At 59.1% G+C, this 18,633-nt stretch carries 15 protein-coding genes; all 15 read left to right on the top strand.

Annotated elements, in window-relative coordinates:
• The first annotated feature begins 12 nt into the window (after positions 1–12).
• The 15 genes from H8699_RS06220 to H8699_RS06150 all read left to right on the top strand — a co-directional run bounded on the left by H8699_RS06220 (position 13) and on the right by H8699_RS06150 (position 18,633).
• On the top strand, positions 13–1,170 hold the full coding sequence (locus H8699_RS06220; protein ID WP_249284928.1) for a 1-deoxy-D-xylulose-5-phosphate reductoisomerase: 1,158 nt from the start codon (positions 13–15) through the stop codon (positions 1,168–1,170).
• Positions 1,171–1,186: 16 nt separating this feature from the next.
• The gene (locus H8699_RS06215) at positions 1,187–2,266 is read left to right on the top strand and encodes a M50 family metallopeptidase (RefSeq protein ID WP_249284927.1); all 1,080 of its coding nucleotides are present in this window, start codon (positions 1,187–1,189) and stop codon (positions 2,264–2,266) included.
• Positions 2,267–2,283: 17 nt separating this feature from the next.
• Positions 2,284–3,354, top strand: coding sequence for a flavodoxin-dependent (E)-4-hydroxy-3-methylbut-2-enyl-diphosphate synthase (gene ispG / locus H8699_RS06210; protein ID WP_249284926.1), 1,071 nt, complete (start codon positions 2,284–2,286; stop codon positions 3,352–3,354).
• Between the two features lie 43 nt (positions 3,355–3,397).
• Positions 3,398–7,681 (top strand): PolC-type DNA polymerase III, encoded by a 4,284-nt coding sequence (locus H8699_RS06205; protein ID WP_249284925.1) that lies wholly within the window; start codon positions 3,398–3,400, stop codon positions 7,679–7,681.
• A gap of 168 nt (positions 7,682–7,849) precedes the next feature.
• Positions 7,850–8,296 carry a ribosome maturation factor RimP gene (locus H8699_RS06200; protein ID WP_249284924.1) on the top strand — a complete coding sequence of 149 codons (447 nt, stop codon included), beginning with the start codon at positions 7,850–7,852 and terminating at the stop codon, positions 8,294–8,296.
• 46 nt (positions 8,297–8,342) lie between these two features.
• Entirely contained in the window at positions 8,343–9,464 is a 1,122-nt protein-coding gene (gene nusA, locus H8699_RS06195; protein WP_249284923.1) for a transcription termination factor NusA, read from the top strand.
• Between the two features lie 3 nt (positions 9,465–9,467).
• Positions 9,468–9,740, top strand: a complete 273-nt coding sequence (gene rnpM, locus H8699_RS06190) for an RNase P modulator RnpM (RefSeq protein WP_249284922.1) — start codon at positions 9,468–9,470, stop codon at positions 9,738–9,740.
• Positions 9,730–10,038 (top strand): L7Ae/L30e/S12e/Gadd45 family ribosomal protein, encoded by a 309-nt coding sequence (locus H8699_RS06185; RefSeq protein WP_249284921.1) that lies wholly within the window; start codon positions 9,730–9,732, stop codon positions 10,036–10,038. The genes rnpM and H8699_RS06185 overlap by 11 nt, the downstream gene beginning before the upstream one ends.
• Positions 10,039–10,074: 36 nt before the next feature.
• The gene (gene infB / locus H8699_RS06180) at positions 10,075–12,825 is read left to right on the top strand and encodes a translation initiation factor IF-2 (RefSeq protein ID WP_138296081.1); all 2,751 of its coding nucleotides are present in this window, start codon (positions 10,075–10,077) and stop codon (positions 12,823–12,825) included.
• 22 nt (positions 12,826–12,847) lie between these two features.
• The gene (rbfA, locus tag H8699_RS06175; RefSeq protein ID WP_138296080.1) at positions 12,848–13,228 is read left to right on the top strand and encodes a 30S ribosome-binding factor RbfA; all 381 of its coding nucleotides are present in this window, start codon (positions 12,848–12,850) and stop codon (positions 13,226–13,228) included.
• A complete protein-coding gene (locus tag H8699_RS06170) occupies positions 13,218–14,192 on the top strand; it encodes a DHH family phosphoesterase (RefSeq protein WP_249284920.1) in 975 nt (324 codons plus the stop codon). Before rbfA ends, H8699_RS06170 begins: the two co-directional genes overlap by 11 nt.
• Before the next feature lie 3 nt (positions 14,193–14,195).
• On the top strand, positions 14,196–15,110 hold the full coding sequence (truB, locus tag H8699_RS06165; RefSeq protein ID WP_138296078.1) for a tRNA pseudouridine(55) synthase TruB: 915 nt from the start codon (positions 14,196–14,198) through the stop codon (positions 15,108–15,110).
• Complete coding sequence (locus H8699_RS06160; RefSeq protein WP_249284919.1) at positions 15,101–16,030, top strand: bifunctional riboflavin kinase/FAD synthetase; 930 nt, start codon at positions 15,101–15,103, stop codon at positions 16,028–16,030. The genes truB and H8699_RS06160 overlap by 10 nt, the downstream gene beginning before the upstream one ends.
• Before the next feature lie 145 nt (positions 16,031–16,175).
• The gene (gene rpsO, locus H8699_RS06155) at positions 16,176–16,439 is read left to right on the top strand and encodes a 30S ribosomal protein S15 (protein WP_138296076.1); all 264 of its coding nucleotides are present in this window, start codon (positions 16,176–16,178) and stop codon (positions 16,437–16,439) included.
• 88 nt (positions 16,440–16,527) lie between these two features.
• Complete coding sequence (locus H8699_RS06150; RefSeq protein ID WP_249284918.1) at positions 16,528–18,633, top strand: polyribonucleotide nucleotidyltransferase; 2,106 nt, start codon at positions 16,528–16,530, stop codon at positions 18,631–18,633.

The following is an 18,633-nucleotide window of genomic DNA, read 5'->3' as shown; positions in this document are numbered from 1 at the left end:
GAGGCGCGTTTTTTGGGTGATACGGAAAAAATCAAGCTGGCGGTACTGGGCAGTACCGGTTCAATCGGCACACAGGCGCTGTCCGTTGCGGCTGCGCACCCGGATAAGATAAAAGTGACGGCGCTCTGCGCCTACAGCCAGGCGGAAAAATTGCTGGAGCAGATCCACTTTTTCCACCCGGCTATGGCCTGCTTGGTGGATGAGGCGGCCGCCGCGCGCATTGCCGGGGAGGTGCCTAAGGGCACGCAGCTGGTCACCGGCCGCGCCGCCATGATCGCCCTGGCCGCCTGGGAGGGCGCGGATACCTGCCTGGTTGCGGTGGTAGGCATTGCGGGCCTGGAGGCGGTGCTGGCTGCGGCCAAGGCGGGCAAGCGCATCGCCCTGGCCAATAAGGAGGCGCTGGTCACCGGCGGGGCGCTGGTGCTGGAGGCGGTCCACAAGGGCGGGGCAGAGCTCTTGCCTGTGGACAGCGAGCACGGGGCGATCTTCCAATGCATCCAGGGCAACGCGGACGGCAAAAGGGTAGAAAAAATATGGTTGACAGCGTCCGGCGGTCCGTTTAGGGGCTATACCGCGGACCAGATGGCGCAGGTCACGGTGGAGCAGGCGCTCAATCACCCCAACTGGGCCATGGGGGCGAAGATCACCATCGATTCTGCCACCATGATGAATAAGGGGCTGGAAGTCATCGAGGCGCGCTGGCTGTTTGGCCTGGCGCCGGAGCGCATACAGGTAGCGGTGCACCCGCAGAGCATCGTCCACTCGGCGGTGGCGTTTTGCGATGGATCTGTGCTGGCACAGTTGGGGGTGGCGGATATGCGCATCCCGATCCAGTATGCACTGCTCTATCCAGAGCGTATGGAGAGCCCGGCGCAGCATCTGGATCTTTTTACCTGCCCGCCGCTCACCTTTGAAGCGCCGGATTATGCGCGCTTCCCCTGTCTGCGCCTGGCTTACGAGGCCCTGCAGGCGGGCGGCGCGGCGCCGGTGGTGCTCAACGGGGCGAACGAGGTTGCCGTGGCTAAATTTTTAAATTCGCAAATTGGGTTTATGGATATTCCAAGATTGGTAGAATATGCTTTAGAGCAGGGGGCGCATTTAAAGGCGGATACGATAGGAGAGGTCGTAGAGGCCGACCGGTTGTCGCGCATCTGGGCTGCAAATAAATAAGGACAAAGGAAATGCAATGGGCGCTATTTTTTCAAACATCGGCGCGATCCTGATCGCGCTATTGGCACTGAGCATCATCGTCATGGTGCACGAGTTTGGTCACTTTATCGCCGGCAAGGCGGTGGGCATGCAGGTTTTGGAGTTTTCTATCGGCATGGGACCCAAGATCGTCCAAAAAGAGCGCAAGGGCACGATGTATTCCCTTCGCTGGCTGCCCATCGGCGGATACTGCCGCTTTTTGGGCGAGGATGAATCCGACGACGACCCTAGGGCCATGAACAATATCTCCGTGGGGCGGCGGGCCATCATGGTGGCGGCGGGGGCGCTGATGAACTTTGTGTTCGCCTTTGTGGTGGCGGCGTTGTTGCTGATGTTTTTCGGCGGCGATTATTCCAGCCGGATCGTAACGGTGGACGAAGGCCGCCCGGCCATTGAGGCAGGGCTGATGGCCGGGGATAAGATCGTATCGGTCAACGGCGTAGCGGTGGAGACCGCTTCCCAGGCCAGGACAGAGATTCAGAAAGACCCTACCCAGCCCATTACCCTTACGGTGGAGCGGGAGGGTCAGCTCGTGGAGAACCTGGTCATGACGCCGGTATATGACGAAGCCAGCCAGAGTTATCTAATCGGCATCACCTTTGGGGAGCGCATCCCCTTAAGCTTTTTTGAGGCCATCAAACAGGCCGGGCAGATGCTAGTGGATATCGTGACCCAGATGTTCGTGTTCCTTAAAAACCTGATCTTCAAATTTGAGGGAGCGCAGGATCTGGGCGGCCCGGTGCGCATCGTCAGCATTTTGGGGGATGCGGCCAAGATCGGCTTTGCCGGGACCTGGGACGCCATCACCCTGGCGATCAAAAACCTGATGATGTTTGGCGTTTTGATCAGCATCAACCTGGGCGTGATCAACCTTTTGCCCATCCCCGGCATGGACGGGGCGCGGCTGGTGTTCATCGCCATTGAGGCCATCCGCGGCAAGCCCATCCCCCCGGAGAAAGAGGGCATGGTGCACTTTTGCGGGCTGGTCTTTATGATGGGGCTGTTTGTGGTGCTGACCTTCCAAGATATCCGGGCGCTGATATTCCCCGGGACATAAAGGAGCGGGAGCTGAATATGCAAAGGAAAAATACGCGGCAAGTGACGGTAGGCGGCGTGCCCATCGGCGGGGGGGCGCCCATCCCGGTACAGTCGATGACCAATACGGATACGCGGGATATTGACGCTACGGTAGCGCAGATCATGCGGATGAAGGACGCAGGCTGCGATATCGTGCGCATGTCCATCTATGATGAGGCCTGCGCCATGGCCATTGGCGAGATCAAGCGCCAGAGCGGTATGCCGCTGGTGGCGGATATCCACTTTGATTACCGTCTGGCGCTCAAGGCGATTGAGCAGGGCATCGATAAACTGCGCATCAACCCCGGCAATATCGGGGAACCCGGGCGGGTGCGCAAAGTGGTTTCTGCGGCCAAGGAGCGGAATATCCCCATCCGCATCGGCGTAAACGCCGGTTCGCTGGATAAAAAGATATTGGACAAGTATCATGGCCCCACGCCTCAGGGGATGGTAGAGAGCGCCATGGAGCATATCGCGATTTTGGAGGAGCTGAACTTCGACCAGATCGTGGTGGCGCTTAAGGCGTCTAACGTGTGCGATACGGTAGAAAGCTACCGCCTGATGGCCGAAAAGCGGGACTATCCGCTGCACCTGGGGGTGACCGAGGCGGGGACGCCCAGGGCTGGGATCGTCAAGAGCGCCATCGGCATCGGCGCGCTGCTGCTGGACGGCATTGGCGATACGCTGCGGGTCTCCCTGACGGGGGATGTGGTGCGCGAGGTGGAGACCGGCATCGAGATCCTGCGCAGCCTGGGGCTGCGCCGCCAGGGGATGGAGATCGTCTCCTGTCCCACCTGCGGGCGGTGCAATATCGACTTGGAACAGATCGTCTATGAGGTAGAGCGCCTGGTGGGTACAGTGGAGGCGCCCATCAAGGTGGCGATCATGGGCTGTGCGGTCAACGGCCCCGGCGAGGCCCGGCAGGCGGATGTAGGCATCGCCGGCGGCAAGGACAAGGGCGTGCTCTTTAAGCGCGGCCAGCAGGTATGCGCCGTGCCCGGGGATCAGCTGGCCAGCCGGTTGGCGCAGGAGATCCTGGAGATGACCGGGGCAGGGTCAAAGCGTTAAGAGATAAAATCAAGCGTTATTTTGGGAAAAGGGGTCTTAAAGGTTGTCGGCAAAGGCGTTACAGCAGGGATGGCAGAAGATTACACAGCGGGGAGGACTGGCCCATTGGCAGTCCCTTTTACAGCTGCAGGGGGTTCGGGTGAATCCCAAGCGGGAGGAGCTGGTCTTTTCCCTTGCGGGGAAAAGCTGTATCCCCGCCCAGGAGCTGGCCGACTTAAAGCAGGCCCTGCAGGAGGAATTTAAGGATTGGAGCCGGGTAGAGGTATCCGTGGTCTACCCCGATATGGGGGATGCCCTGCGCAATGACCTGCCCCAGTATACTGCGCAGTTGGCCGAGGGATTGAGCGAGAAACTGCCCTCGGCGCGCGTGTGGCTGGCGGGAGCCGACTGGAAAAGCGAGGGCAATAAACTCAACGTGCAGGTCCATAACCCCGCGGGCAGGGATTTCCTGCGGGATTGCGGCGGCGCCCAGGCGTTGGAGGAGATCATCAAAAGCCAGTTCGGCTGTGAGATGCGGGTAGAATTCACCTGCGATTGCAAGCAGGATGAGGCCATCGCCCAGCACGAGGAGCTGCAAAAGCAGGCCACGGCCCAGCTACTCAGCCAGACGTTGAAAGAAGCACGTAAAAAGCCGGAGAAGAAAAAGAGCGCCACCCCTTCCGTCATTTACGGCAACGCCATCAAGACCAAACCCATCCCCATGCGCGAGCTGGCGGAGGATTCCGGCACGGTCTGTATCGAGGGGGAGATCATCGGCGTAGAAGTCAAAGATCTGCGCAACGGCAAGCAGATCATAAACTTTGATATGACCGATTACACCAACTCCTTTTCCGTCAAGCTGTTTGTGGAACCCAACAGCGGCGTGCAGGATCACTTGAAGCCCGGCGGTTATGTACGGGTCAAGGGCCCGGTGGTATTTGACAAATTCCAGCGGGAGACCGTAATCATGGCTAACGACATCGGCGCGGCCGAGGCGCCGGTGCGGGTGGATACGGCCGAGGTTAAGCGGGTGGAGCTGCACCTGCATACCCAGATGAGCGCCATGGATGCGCTTACGCCGGTCAAGGATCTGTTCAAGCAGGCCCACGCCTGGGGCCATGAGGCCGTGGCCATTACCGATCATGGCGTGGTGCAGGCCTTTCCGGATGCGTACGCCGCGGCCAAGGCCAATGGGATGAAGGCGATCTTCGGCGTCGAGGGGTATCTGGTGGACGACGCGGTGCCCATCGTGCGCAGACCGGGGGATAAGCGATTGCACACGGAGACGGTGGTATTCGATATCGAAACCACCGGCCTTAGCGTGGCTAAGTGCGGCATCACGGAGATCGGCGCGGTCAAGGTACGGGATGGGGAGATCATCGACCGGTTCTCCAGCTTTACCAACCCCGGCAGGCCCATCCCGCTCAACATCGTCAAGCTCACCGGCATTACCGATGAGATGGTGGCCGCAGCGCCCGATAATGCCACCGTAGTGCGCCAGTTTCTGGATTTTTGCGGGGATGCGGCGCTGTGCGCCCACAACGCTCCCTTTGATATATCGTTCATCCGCCATACGGCCAAACAGAACGGATGGACTTTTGAGCCTACGGTGATCGATACCCTCACCTTGGCGCGCAACCTGTATCCGGAACTGCGCAGCCACAAGCTCAATATCGTGGCGGATCATCTGGGGGTCTCGCTGAAGAACCATCACCGCGCCGTGCACGATGCCGAGGCCACGGCGCTGATTCTGCTGCGGCAGTTGGAGCAGTTAAAGCAGATGGGGCTGGAGCGGCTCAGCCAGGTCAACGGCGCGTTTTCCGAGCAGGTGGATACCAAAAAGCTGCCCTCTTACCATATCGTGCTGCTGGTGGAGAACCAGGAGGGGCTGCAAAACCTCTATAAGCTGGTTTCCGCCTCGCACCTGAAGTATTACCACCGCCGCCCGCGCATCCCCCGCACGCTGCTGAACCGCCTGCGGGGCGGTTTGATCGTAGGTTCTGCCTGCCAGGCGGGCGAGCTGTTCAAGGCCTTTTTAAACGGCGAGGACGATGACCGCATCGCCGAATTGGCCGAGTTTTACGATTATTACGAGATTCAACCCGATGCCAATAACGCCTTTTTGGTGCGGGAGGGCACGCTGCCTGATTTTGAGGCGCTGCACGACATCAATAAAAGGATCATCGCTCTGGGAGAAAAGTACAGCAAACCCGTGGTCGCCACGGGGGATGTGCACTTTTTGCACCCGCACGATGCGGAGTACCGCGCGATCCTGACCCATGGCATGGGTTTTGACGATGCGGACGAGCAATCCCCGCTCTACTTTAAATCCACCGATGAAATGCTGGAAGAGTTTAGCTACCTGGGGCAGGAGGAGGCCATGCGCGTGGTGGTGCACGCGCCGCGGGCCATCGCGGAAAAATGCGCCTCGCTCAAGCCCTATCCGGACGATCTGCACGCGCCCCGCATCGATGGGGCGGATGACGATATCCGCGAAATGGCCACAAAAAAGGCCCATGAGATCTACGGCGAGGTATTGCCGGAGGTGGTGGAAAAGCGGCTTAAAAAGGAGCTGGACGCCATCATCAACAACGGCTTTGCCGTGCTGTACCTGATCGCACATAAGCTGGTGAAAAAGTCGCTGGACGACCACTATTTGGTAGGCTCCCGGGGTTCGGTAGGTTCCTCCTTTGTGGCGACTATGTGCGATATAACCGAGGTAAACCCGCTGCCGCCCCACTATATCTGCCCCAACTGCAAGCACTGCGAGTTCGTGCATCAGGAAGGCATGGCGGATATTACCGGCGTGGACTTGCCGGACGCGGTCTGCCCCGAGTGTGGAACGCCCTATAAAAAGCAGGGGTACGGCATCCCCTTTGAGGTGTTTTTGGGCTTTAAGGGCGACAAAGTGCCTGATATCGACCTGAACTTCTCCGGCGTATACCAGCCCACGGCCCATAAATACGTGGAGGAGCTGTTCGGCAGCGACCACGTGTTCCGCGCCGGTACCATCGCCACCATTGCCGAAAAGACGGCTTACGGTTACGTGCGCAAGTACCTGGAGGATAAGGGCCGCGTGGCGCTGAATGCCGAGATCAACCGTCTGGTCAAGGGAAGCGCGGGGGTCAAGCGCACCACCGGCCAGCACCCGGGCGGCATCATCGTGGTGCCTAAGGATCGGGACATCCACGAGTTTACCGCAGTGCAGCGCCCGGCGGACGACGTGAACAGCGGCACCATTACCACCCATTTTGACTTTAACTCCCTGCACGACCGGCTGGTCAAGCTGGATATTCTGGGCCACGATGATCCCACCAGCATCCGCATGCTGGAGGATCTGACCGGCATTAATGCCCGAGAGATCCCGCTGGACGACCCCAAGACTATGCAGATATTTTCCTCTACCGAGCCGCTGGGGATCACACCTGAGGATATCGACTGCCCGGTGGGTACCTTCGGCATCCCAGAATTTGGCACCCGCTTTGTGCGCCAGATGCTGGTGGAGACCAAACCCACCACCATGGCTGAGCTGGTACGCATATCCGGTTTGAGCCACGGTACGGATGTGTGGACCAATAACGCCCAGGACCTGATCCGGGACGGGGTTTGCAGCCTGAACCAGTGCATCTGTACCCGAGACGATATTATGAACCAGCTGATGAACTACATGGACTCGGCGGATGCTTTTGCCATTATGGAGAGCGTGCGTAAGGGAAAGGGCCTGGTTTTAAAGCGCAAGGACGGAGCGGTGGATATGGAGCCTAAAATGCGGGAAGCCGGCGTGCCCGAGTGGTTCATCGACTCGTGCAAGAAGATCAAGTACATGTTCCCCAAGGCGCACGCGGTAGCCTATGTTACGATGGGTTTCCGCATCGCTTACTGCAAGGTCAACTACCCCAAGGCGTTTTATGCCACCTACTTTACCGTGCGCGCCGATGAGTTTGAGGCGGGGATGGTGACCGGCGGCATCCCGGGCATCAAAGCCAAGATCAAAGAATTTGACGGCCGCAATGGATTATCTCCCCGGGAAAAGTCCATACTAACGATGCTGGAGATCTCCCTTGAGATGTATTGCCGGGGGATACAGTTCTTACCGGTGGATCTGTACGCCTCGGACGCGACGGAATTTTTGATCGAGCCGGAGGGGATCCGCCTGCCTTTTACCGCCATTCCCGGGCTGGGGGCAAACGCCGCCCAATCCGTGGTGGAAGAGCGCAAGAACGGAAAATTCATCTCCATCGAGGAAATTGGGCGCCGTACCAAGCTCAGCCGGTCGGTGCTGGAAGTGATGCAGGAGATGGGCTGTCTGGGCGATTTGCCCAAAACCAGCCAGGTTACGCTGTTTTAGCCCTTGCAAATGGCCCTTGCAGTATGCTATAATAGCCGCGTGATAGCATGTAATTTTGAAGATGAATGATGAGACTAAAGAGTGGGCCTAGTCCCCACTCTTTCTGTTGTATTTACGGTGAAATCTTTAGGCTGTCTTTATGACATTGTGATGTAGGAGCGTGAACGGATGCCCAGTAAAATTGAATCCCAGATCGAAGGGCGGGTGTTGCCCATCGCGCAGGAGATGAAGATGGACCTGGTGGATGTGGAGCTGCGCAAAGAGGGGCAGGCCCGTTTTATGCGTATCTTTGTGGATATGCCCGGCGGGGTTGATTTGGATCATTGCCAGGAGTTTCACATGCGCATCCGGGATTTGTTTGACGATATCGACTACGATTACCTGGAGGTCTCCTCGCCGGGAGATCGGCCGCTCAAAAGGGATGTGGACTTTGTACGCATGGCCGGCAGCCCTGTGCAGGTGCGCCTTTATAAAGCGCTAGATGGGCAAAAGGCCTTTGAGGGCGAGCTCGTAGGCCGCACCCAGGAGGATGTAGTGATTTTAATTGATGGAAAGGAACGCCGTTTTGATCGCAAGATCGTCGCCGCGGTCAAACCGGTATTTGAAATGATTTAAGAAGCTGAGAGGTACTGCTTTAGACAAGGGGAGGAAATGCAAGGCAATGAATAACGAATTTTTAGAGGCGATCGAGATCATCGCGCGGGATCGGGGCATCAGCCGCGAGGTATTGATCGAGACCATCGAGTCGGCGTTGGTCTCCGCCTATAAGCGCAACTTTGGCTCTTCGCACAACGTCAGCGTCAATATCGATCGGGAAAGCGGAGATGTGCGGGTATTCGCCATTAAAAACGTGGTGGAGCAGGTAGAGGACGATACGCTGGAGGTAGGCCTGGAGGAGGCGCGCAAGATCAACCGGGCGTACGAGCCGGGGGATCTTGTGGAGTTTGAGGTCACGCCCAAGTCCTTTGGCCGCATCGCGGCGCAGACGGCCAAGCAGGTGGTGATGCAGCGCATCCGCGAGGCGGAGCGGGGCATGATCTTTGACGAGTATATCGAGAAGGAAAACGAGGTTTTGACGGCTATCGTCCAGCGAATCGAGAAAAAGAACGTGTATGTGGAGCTGGGCAAGGCCGAGGGCGTGCTGCTGCCCAGCGAGCATATGCCCGGTGAGGAATACCAGATCAACGACCGCCTCAAGGTCTATGTGGTCGAGGTGAAAAAGACCAACAAGGGGCCGCAGGTCATGGTTTCGCGCACGCACCCCGGGCTGGTCAAGCGCTTGTTTGAACTGGAAGTACCGGAGATCCACAGCGGCGTGGTGCAGATCAAGAGCATCTCGCGCGAGGCGGGCTCCCGCACAAAAATGGCGGTCTACTCCTCGGATGAGGCCATCGATCCGGTGGGCGCCTGCGTGGGGCAGCGTGGCACGCGGGTAGAGCGTATTGTTGAAGAGCTTAAGGGCGAGAAGATCGACATCATCAAATGGAATGCCGATCCGATCGATTATATCGCCAACTCCCTGAGCCCGGCGCGGGTAATCATGGTCCAGGTGCTGGAAGACGAGCACGCGGCCCGGGTCATCGTACCGGACAGCCAGCTTTCACTGGCCATCGGCAAGGAGGGGCAAAATGCCCGCCTGGCCGCCAAGCTGACGGGCTGGAAGATCGATATCAAGAGCCAGAGCCAGGCGCAGGCCCTGCTGATGGCGGAGGACGCCGGGGAGGAAGTCGTCTGGGAGGACGAGCCGCTGGAGAATTTTGAGTTTACGGACGCGGAGGAATAAACGTTGAAGACCAGGAAGGTACCCATGCGCATGTGCGTAGGCTGCCGGGAGATGAAGCCTAAAAAGGAGCTGCTCCGGGTGGTCAAATCTGCCGAAGGCGATATCAGCTTTGACCGGACGGGGAAACAATCCGGCCGGGGGGCTTATATCTGCGCATCGGAGGCGTGCCTGCAAAAAGCCGTGAAAGCGCGTATGCTGGAGCGGGCGCTGGATAAGAAGATCGACGAGGCGCTTTACGACCAGCTGACAAGGGAGCTGTTGCGCCGTGAACTGTAAGGGCCAAAAGATTGGCGGCGCCATCGGCCTGGCCGCGCGCGCGGGCAAAGCGCCCAGCGGCGAGGTAGCGGTAGAGGCGGCGCTGAAGGGGAATAAGGCTTTCTGCCTGCTGGTAGATGCTACTGCGGCGGCCAATGCGCAAAAGCAATACGCGCAGGCGGCCAAATTCCGTGGGATTCCCTGCTATATTTTAGAAGATTTCGACCTGGGGCAGGCCATTGGCAAGCCCGGGCGTATCGTTTTGGCGGTGACGGACGCCGCATTCGCAAAGATGATTGCGGATAAATTAATGCCGTAAGGCGTTTTTCAATTAACCTGGGGGTGGAGGAATTATATGAGCAAAACAAACATCCTGGAGATGACCCGTGCACTGGCGGAAAGTGCAAAGAAAGCACAGGCGCAGGTACACGATACTCAAAAGCGCGTGCAAGCGCACGTGCAGGTCATCCGTAGAATGGAGGAGGCGCTGGCGGACCGCGAACGCAGCGACGCTGTGGAGCAGGAACGCCTGCAGCGCGAGCAGCGCGTGGCCGATATGCGGCGCGCGGTGTTGGAATCCACCCCGGAAGTGGAGGAAAAAGCGCCTGTAACCGAAACGGCGGAAAAGGCCGAGGCGCCCAAAGTGCAGGAAGCGCCCAAGGCACAAGAGCCTAAAGAGGAGGCTCCGGCGGCCCCGCAGCAGGTACGGCCTGCGCAGACGGCAGCCCCGGCGCAAAATGCGCCCCGCGCGGCTGCGCAGCAACAGGGCGAGCGTCGTCCGTACGGCGGCCAGGGACAGCAGGGAGACCGGCGGCCTTATAATCAGGGTCAGCAAGGCAATCGTCCGCCGTACAACCGGCAGGGCGGCGCGCCTCAGGGCGAGCGTCGTCCCTATGGTGGCCAAGGCCAGCAGGGCGACCGTCGTCCCTACGGCGGTCAGGGGCAGCAGGGAGACCGGCGGCCTTATAGTCAAGGCCAGCAAGGCAATCGTCCGCCATACAACCGGCAGGGCGGCGCGCCTCAGGGCGAGCGTCGTCCCTATGGCGGCCAGGGGCAGCAGGGTAACCGTCCGCCCTTTAGGCAGGGCGGGGCGGGCCCGCAGCGTCCCGGCGGATTTAACCGCCCGGCGCCGCGCGCAGCCATTGAGACCCCTGCGGTGGAGAAGGAGCGCGTAAGCAATTACGATCCGAATAAGAGCAACTATAACCGCAATTACGATAACGACCGCAAGGCCAAGCCGCGCAAGGGCATTGTGGAGAAGGGCGCGGTCATGCGGGATGATGAGCGCGTGCGCGGACGGCGCAAACCGAAAAAGCAGGCGCCTGCGCATGTGATCGAGCCCATTAAGATTGAGCATGCGGTGATCACAACGGAGATGGTGCCGATCAAGACCCTGGCGGAGAAGATCGGCAAACCGGCCGGAGATATCATTAAAAAATTGTTCCTGATCGGGATCATGGCGACCATTAATCAGGAAATCGATTTTGATACCGCGCAGCTGGTCGCATCCGAGTATAACATTACCTTGGAGCAGAAGCTGGAGAAGACCTATGAAGAGGTGCTGGCCGACGATGACCGCGAGGACGATCAGGAAGAATTGCAGCCCCGTCCCCCGGTGGTCACCATCATGGGCCACGTCGACCACGGTAAGACCTCTCTGCTGGACGCTATCCGTTCGGCCAACGTTACCGCGACGGAGGCAGGCGGCATTACCCAGCATATCGGCGCTTATTCCATCAAGGCGGCAGGCGCGACGATCACCTTCCTGGATACCCCGGGGCATGAGGCGTTTACCTCTATGCGTGCCCGCGGCGCCCAGGTGACGGATATTGCGATCCTGGTGGTAGCGGCGGACGACGGCGTGATGCCGCAGACCATCGAGGCCATCAATCATGCCAAAGCGGCGGATGTGCCGATCATCGTGGCGATCAATAAGATCGATAAACCCGGCGCCAATCCCCAGCGCGTGATGGAGGAACTGACCCAGCAGGGCCTGGTATCGGAGGACTGGGGCGGCGATACCATCATGGTTCCGGTCTCTGCCAAGACGCAGGAAGGCCTGGAAAAGCTGATGGAGATGATCCTGCTGGTGGCCGAGGTGCAAGAGCTCAAGGCCAACCCCGACCGCAAGGCCAAGGGTGCCATCATCGAGGCGAAGCTGGATCGCGGCCGCGGTCCGGTGGCCACCGTGCTGGTGCAAAACGGTACCCTGCGCGTGGGCGATACCATCGTGGCGGGCGTGGCCTATGGCCGCGTGCGCGCCATGATCAACGACAAGGGCCAGCGGGTAGAGGCGGCTTATCCCTCTGATCCTGTGGAGGTGCTGGGCTTTAGCGAAGTGCCTGAGGCTGGCGATGTGCTCAACGCCGTGGAGGAAGATAAACTCTCCCGCCAGGTAGCGGAGGAGCGCCGCGATAAGATCAAGGCACAGCAGGCTAAATCTATGGCCAAGGTCTCTCTGGACGATCTGTTCAACCAGATCGCCGAGGGCCAGGTCAAGGATCTGAACATTATCGTCAAGGCGGACGTGCAGGGCTCGGTTGAGGCTGTGCGCCAGGCGCTTGAAAAGCTGAGCAACGACGAGGTGCGCGTGCGCGTGATCCACGGCGCAGCCGGGGCGATCACCGAGACGGATATCATGCTGGCCTCGGTATCCAACGCCATTATCATCGGCTTTAACGTGCGCGCGGATGCCAATGCGGCCGCCGCCGCTGAGGCTGAGAATGTTGACCTGCGCTTCTACCGCGTGATTTATAATGCTATCGAGGATGTGGAGAAGGCCATGAAGGGCCTGCTCGCCCCCGTGTTTAAAGAGGTGGTCATCGGGCACGCTCAGGTACGCTCTACCTTTAAGGTCAGCGGCGTGGGCACGGTCGCCGGCTGCTATGTAACGGACGGCAATATCCGCCGCAATGCGGAGGTGCGCCTGACGCGGGACAACATCGTCATCTACGAGGGCAAGATCGATTCGCTCAAGCGCTTTAAGGACGACGCCAAAGAAGTGGCGACCGGCTTTGAGTGCGGTATCGGCCTTGAGAACTTTAACGATGTTAAAGAGAACGACGTGATCGAGGCCTTTATCCAGGAGCAGGTGGAGCCCGCATAAGTAACGGATAAGGAGAAATAAAGTGGCCTACGTAAGAACTGACCGCGTGGCGGAGGATATTAAAAAAGAATTGAGCGAAATGATGCGCCTGCGCCTGCGCGACCCGCGTTTGAGCGAGATGGCCAGCATCGTTTCGGTAGAACTGGCGAGGGACTTTTCCCATGCTACGGTACGCGTCAGCGTCATGGGGGATGAGACGGCCCAGAAGGACTCCATCAAGGCGCTGGAGAGCGCGGCGGGCTTTATGCGCAGGGAGCTGGGCAAGCGGCTGCATATCCACCATACGCCGCAGCTGCACTTTGAGTTGGATACATCTATTGAATATGGCGTAAAGATCGCTAAAATATTGCGTGACCTGGATGTCAAACCTGAAACTGAGGAAGAGAACGCGGATGAAGAATGAACCGTTAGAAGCGCTGGCCGCTAAGATCCATGCAGCCGGGCGGGTCGCCCTGCTGTGCCATGTCTCGCCGGATTGCGATACTCTGGGTTCTAGCCTGGCGCTGGCCGAGGCAATTCGCATGGCCGGCAAGCAGGCTGTGGTTTTTAGCGCGGATAAGCTGACCGACAAGCAGATGATACTGTGCGGGGCGCAGGAAGTGGTGCAGTATAATCCTCACGATCCGGGTTATGACCTGGGGGTTTTGGTGGACTGCTCCCATCCCGGCCGAGTGGGCGATAGCGCCCAGGTGCTGGATAAGTGCGAAGAAGTGACGTATCTGGATCATCATGTGCCGGAAGAGTCCGGCGAGGTGATGAGCGGGTGGCGGGATGTTAAGGCCTCGTCTGCGGGCGAGATGATGTGTGCCCTTATCCATCATATGGGAGTTGGCTTTACCAGTTCCATCGCCGCCAATCTCTATATGGCGATCTCTACGGATACGGGCCACTTTTCGTATAGCAATACCACGGCGCAGACGCACCGGGCCGCGGCGGAATTGCTGGAGGCGGGCGCGGACAGCGCGCGGTTGACCGAGTGGCTTTACCGCAGGACGACGGTGGGCTATACCCGGCTGCTTGCGCAAGTGCTTTCCACGCTGGAATTATTGCACCATAATAAAGTGGCGCTGCTCAGCTGTGCGTACAGTTGGCTGGAGGCCTGCGGCGCCCAGGAGGGCGAAACAGAGGGTATGATCGACTATGCCCGGGATATCCAGGGGGTGGAGATCGCGGCGATCTTAAAGGAAGGCCCGGATGGCGTGGTGCGCGTCAGCCTGCGCTCCAAACGCCGGGTGGACGTGCAGAAAATCGCGGCATCTTACGGCGGGGGCGGGCATGTACGCGCCGCGGGCTGTACGCTTAAGATGCCCCTTGATCAAGCGAAAGAAGAGATGAAACACGCGCTTTGTCAGGCGCTGGAGATGTAAGGAATGGATGGCGTCATTAACCTTTTAAAACCGGCAGGGATGACCTCGAGCGACGCGGTAATGGCCCTGCGCAGGCTATTGGGCGTACGCAAGATTGGCCACACAGGCACGCTGGATCCCGATGCCGCGGGGGTATTGCCGGTTTGTATCGGCAAGGCCACGCGGCTTTTTGATTACTTGATGGAGCACGACAAGGTCTATATCGGCGAGGTGACCCTGGGCGCGCAGACCGATACGCAGGATGCGGCGGGGCAGATCGTGGCCCAAACAGGCGGCAGGCTGCCCTGCGGGCAGTTTAAGGCGTTGCTGCCCCGGTTTCTGGGCGAGATCGAGCAACGGCCCAGCGCCTATTCCGCCATTAAGATCGGCGGGAAACGCGCCTACGACCTGGCGCGCAAGGGCGCGGTGGTGGAGATACCCAGCCGCAGGGTGCGGATCGATCAGATCGAACTGCTGCGCTGCTGGGAAGACCGGCGGTATCTGCTGCGCGTGGCTTGCTCGCGGGGGACTTATATCCGTACCTTGGCGGCCGATCTGGGTACGGCGGCCGGCTGCGGGGCGTATCTTTCCTTTTTGCTGCGTACCCGCAGCGGACGATTTTGTATCGAGGATGCGGTGACGCTGGAAGAAGTGGACGCTGCGGTAAAGAACGGAAGCATGGAAGATATTCTCCTGCCAATGGATTACGGCGTCGCAAATTTCCCGGCGGCAGTGGTGGCGCCTAAGTGGAAGCGCAGGCTGCAAAGCGGCGCGAAGATCGACCCGGCGTGGCTGGAACGGCCCATAGAAAATGCAGCTACCGTACGGGTGTACTGTGACGGTGAATTTTACGGCATGGCCCGGCCGGATACGGGCAAAGAGAAGCTTTGGCGCTTTGGCGCCATGCTGTGGAGCGGAGGTGGAGAAGCATGCGTTTGATGACGCGCTGGACGCGGGACGAGGCAGCTGCGGGCTGCGTTTTGGCCCTGGGCGCCTTTGACGGGCTGCACATCGGCCACCGTATGCTGATGGCCAAGGCCCAGCGGATCGCCCGGGAGCGTGGGCTTACGTGGGGCGTGTTCACCTTTGCTAACCACCCTTCCACCGTGTTGACCGGTGAAAATGGCAAAAAGCGCTTGATGGGCAATATGGAGCGCCTTTCCGCATTGCGGGACATGGGGTGTGACTTTGTCATTCAGCTGCAATTTACCCCGGCGCTGGCGGCGATGGAGGCAGAAGACTTTATTAAGCATTTAGCGCAGTGCTATAACCCCAGCCATTTGGTGGTCGGCTTCAATTATCGCTTTGGGCACCGGGGCGCGGGAGATTATCACACGTTGAAAGAGGCGGGAAAACGGTATAACTTTACCGCAGATGTGGTGCCGCCCATCACTTTGGGGGGCGAGACCGTGTCTTCTACCCTGATCCGTAGCTGTATCGACAGCGGAGAGATGCAAAAGGCAGGTGCGCTCTTGGGCCGGCCCTATGAGCTGCGGGGCGAAGTGGTGCACGGCAGGGAGATCGGGAGGACCATGAACCTGCCCACGGCCAATATCGTGCCGCCGCCCTCGCGGCAGCTGCCGCCGCGGGGCGTATATATTGCTCAGGTGTGGACGGATGGTGTTTGGCATACGGCGGTCACGAATATCGGCAGCAACCCCACGGTGGCGCAGCAGGGCGCCCTTTCGGTTGAAAGCCATCTGCTGGATTATAAAGGTGATCTTTATGGCCGCCTGATCCGGGTGCGCTTTATCAAAAAACTGCGCGGCGAGGTCAAATTCTCGGGCGTGGCGCAGCTCAAGGCGCAGATCGAAAAGGATGTTCGCATCGCCCGTGCCTGGGAAGGGCTGAAAATATAATCGCCATAATCGGTTTACAAGCTGTAGCGATTATGTTAGAATAAATTTTGTACATCCATATGATCCTTAGCCTAAGTGGTTCGACGACTCCGACGGCTTGCTTTGGTTAAGGGGATTGGAGAAAAATTAGGAGGTTTATTTCAACATGGACAAGAATCAGAAGACCGAGATTATCAAAGCTTATGAGCGCCACGAGGGTGACACGGGTTCTCCGGAGGTACAGGTAGCCATCCTGACCGAGCGTATCAACCACTTGAACGAGCACCTCAAGGTGAACAAGAAGGACCATCACTCGCGCCGCGGCCTGCTGAAAATGGTCGGCCAGCGCCGTAGCATGCTTAACTACTTGAAGGGCAAGGACATCGAGCGCTATCGTACGCTGATCGCGCAGTTAGGCTTGCGTAAATAAAGGATTTAAGCAATAGAGCGGGCGTTTATGCCGCTCTATTCTTATGAAAAAGTATCTTGTTGTCAAGGTGAAAGGAGTCCCTATTTCGATGAATCAAAAGGTCTATGAAATGGAACTGGCGGGCCGCAAGCTCAGCATTGAGACCGGCCGGCTGGCAATGCAGGCAGGCGGCTCCGTACTGGTACGCTGTGGCGATACGGTGGTACTGGTTTGCGCTACCTGTTCGGAAAAGCCGCGCGAGGGGATCGATTTCTTCCCGCTCAGCGTGGACTATGAGGAAAAACTTTACGCGGTGGGCAAGATCCCCGGCGGGTTCATCAAACGGGAAGGCAAGCCCACCGAAAAGGCGATTCTGACCTCTCGGCTGATCGACCGGCCGATTCGCCCGCTGTTCCCCAAAGGGTTCCGTAACGATGTGCATATCGTGGCGACCACGCTGTCCGTGGATACCGAGATCCCGCCGGACAGCTACGCCATGATCGGCTCGTCCATCGCCCTTTGCCTGTCGGATATTCCCTTTGCCGGGCCCACGGGCTCGGTCGTAGTCGGCTTGGTGGATGGGGAATATGTGATTAACCCCAATAGCGAGCAGCGCGAAAAGAGCCGCATGCACTTGGTAGTTTCCGGCACGAAGGACGCCATCATGATGGTGGAGGCCGGTGCCAAGGTGGTCAGCGAGGAGGAGATGCTCAAGGGCATCCTCTTTGGGCATGAAGCCATCAAGGAGATCGTCGCCTTCCAGGAGAAGATCATCGCCGAGTGCGGTAAGCCCAAACGCGAGTTTGTAGAGCCCAAGCCCGACCCGGAGATGGAGGCTGAAGTGCGCGCCTACGCCCAGGATAAGGTGGTCTGGAGCCTGGATACCTTTGACCGGGATGAGCTGCGCGCCCGCGAGCGCCAGGTGGAGCAGGAGGTACAGGAGGCATTTGCCGAGAAGTACCCCGAGGCCGCCGGGCAGATTTCCGATATCCTTTACGGCATGACCAAAGCGGTCATGCGCGGCAAGATCATTAAAGACGGAGTGCGTCCGGATGGGCGCAGCGTTACGCAGGTGCGCCCCATCTGGTGTGAGACCGGCTTTTTGCCCCGCACCCATGGCTCGGCCATCTTTACCCGCGGCCTCACCCAGGTTGTGACCGTGGCCACCCTTGGCGCGGTAGGCGATATGCAGAAGCTGGACGGGTTGGACGAGGAAGAGACCCGGCGCTATATGCATCACTATAATATGCCGCCTTACAGCGTAGGCGAGACCAAGCCCATGCGCGGCCCCGGCCGGCGTGAGATTGGCCACGGTGCGCTTGCGGCCCGTGCGCTGGAACCGGTTATTCCAGACGAGGCGGATTTCCCGTATGCCATTCGTCTGGTATCCGAGGTCATCAGCTCCAACGGCTCGACCTCGCAGGCCAGCGTGTGCGGTTCTACCCTGGCGCTGATGGATGCGGGCGTTCCCATTAAAGCGCCGGTAGCCGGCGTTGCCATGGGGCTTATGCAGGAGCCGGAGACCGGTAAGATCGTGATCCTGACGGATATCCAGGGTCTGGAAGACTTTATGGGTGATATGGACTTTAAGGTAGCCGGTACGGCAGAGGGCATTACCGCCATCCAGATGGATATGAAGATCAAGGGCATCGGCGAGGAGATCCTGCGCGGCGCGCTGGCCCAAGCCCGCGAAGGCCGCCTGCACATTCTGGGCGAGATGCTCAAAGTGCTGCCCGCCCCCAAGGCGGAGCTCAGCCCCTATGCGCCCAAGATCGTCATGTTCTCCATCAATCCCGAGAAGATCGGCGAGGTGGTGGGTCCCCGCGGCAAGACCATCAACAAGATCATTGCCGAGACCGGCGTGAAGATCGACATCGAGGACGATGGCAGCGTGTTCATCTCCACCAACGATGCGGACGCGGCCAAACAGGCCCGCAAGATGATCGAGGCCATCACCAAGGAGATCGAGGTGGGCCAGGTCTACCGCGGCACGGTGGTGCGGCTGATGAACTTCGGCGCGTTTGTAGAGCTGCTGCCGGGTAAAGATGGTATGGTGCACATCTCCAAGCTGGCCGACCACCGGGTCGAAAAGGTGGAGGACGAGGTCAAGGTCGGCGATGAGGTGATCGTCAAGGTCATCGAGATCGACGATAAGGGCCGGGTGAACCTGATCCGCCGCGGCATTACCGAGGCTGACCTGCCGGCAGAGGAATAA

The sequence above is a fragment of the Luoshenia tenuis genome (genome assembly GCF_014384745.1).
GTDB lineage: Bacteria > Bacillota > Clostridia > Christensenellales.
The sequence above is the reverse complement of the archived record's forward strand: the minus strand, read 5'-3'. Positions and strand labels throughout refer to the sequence as shown.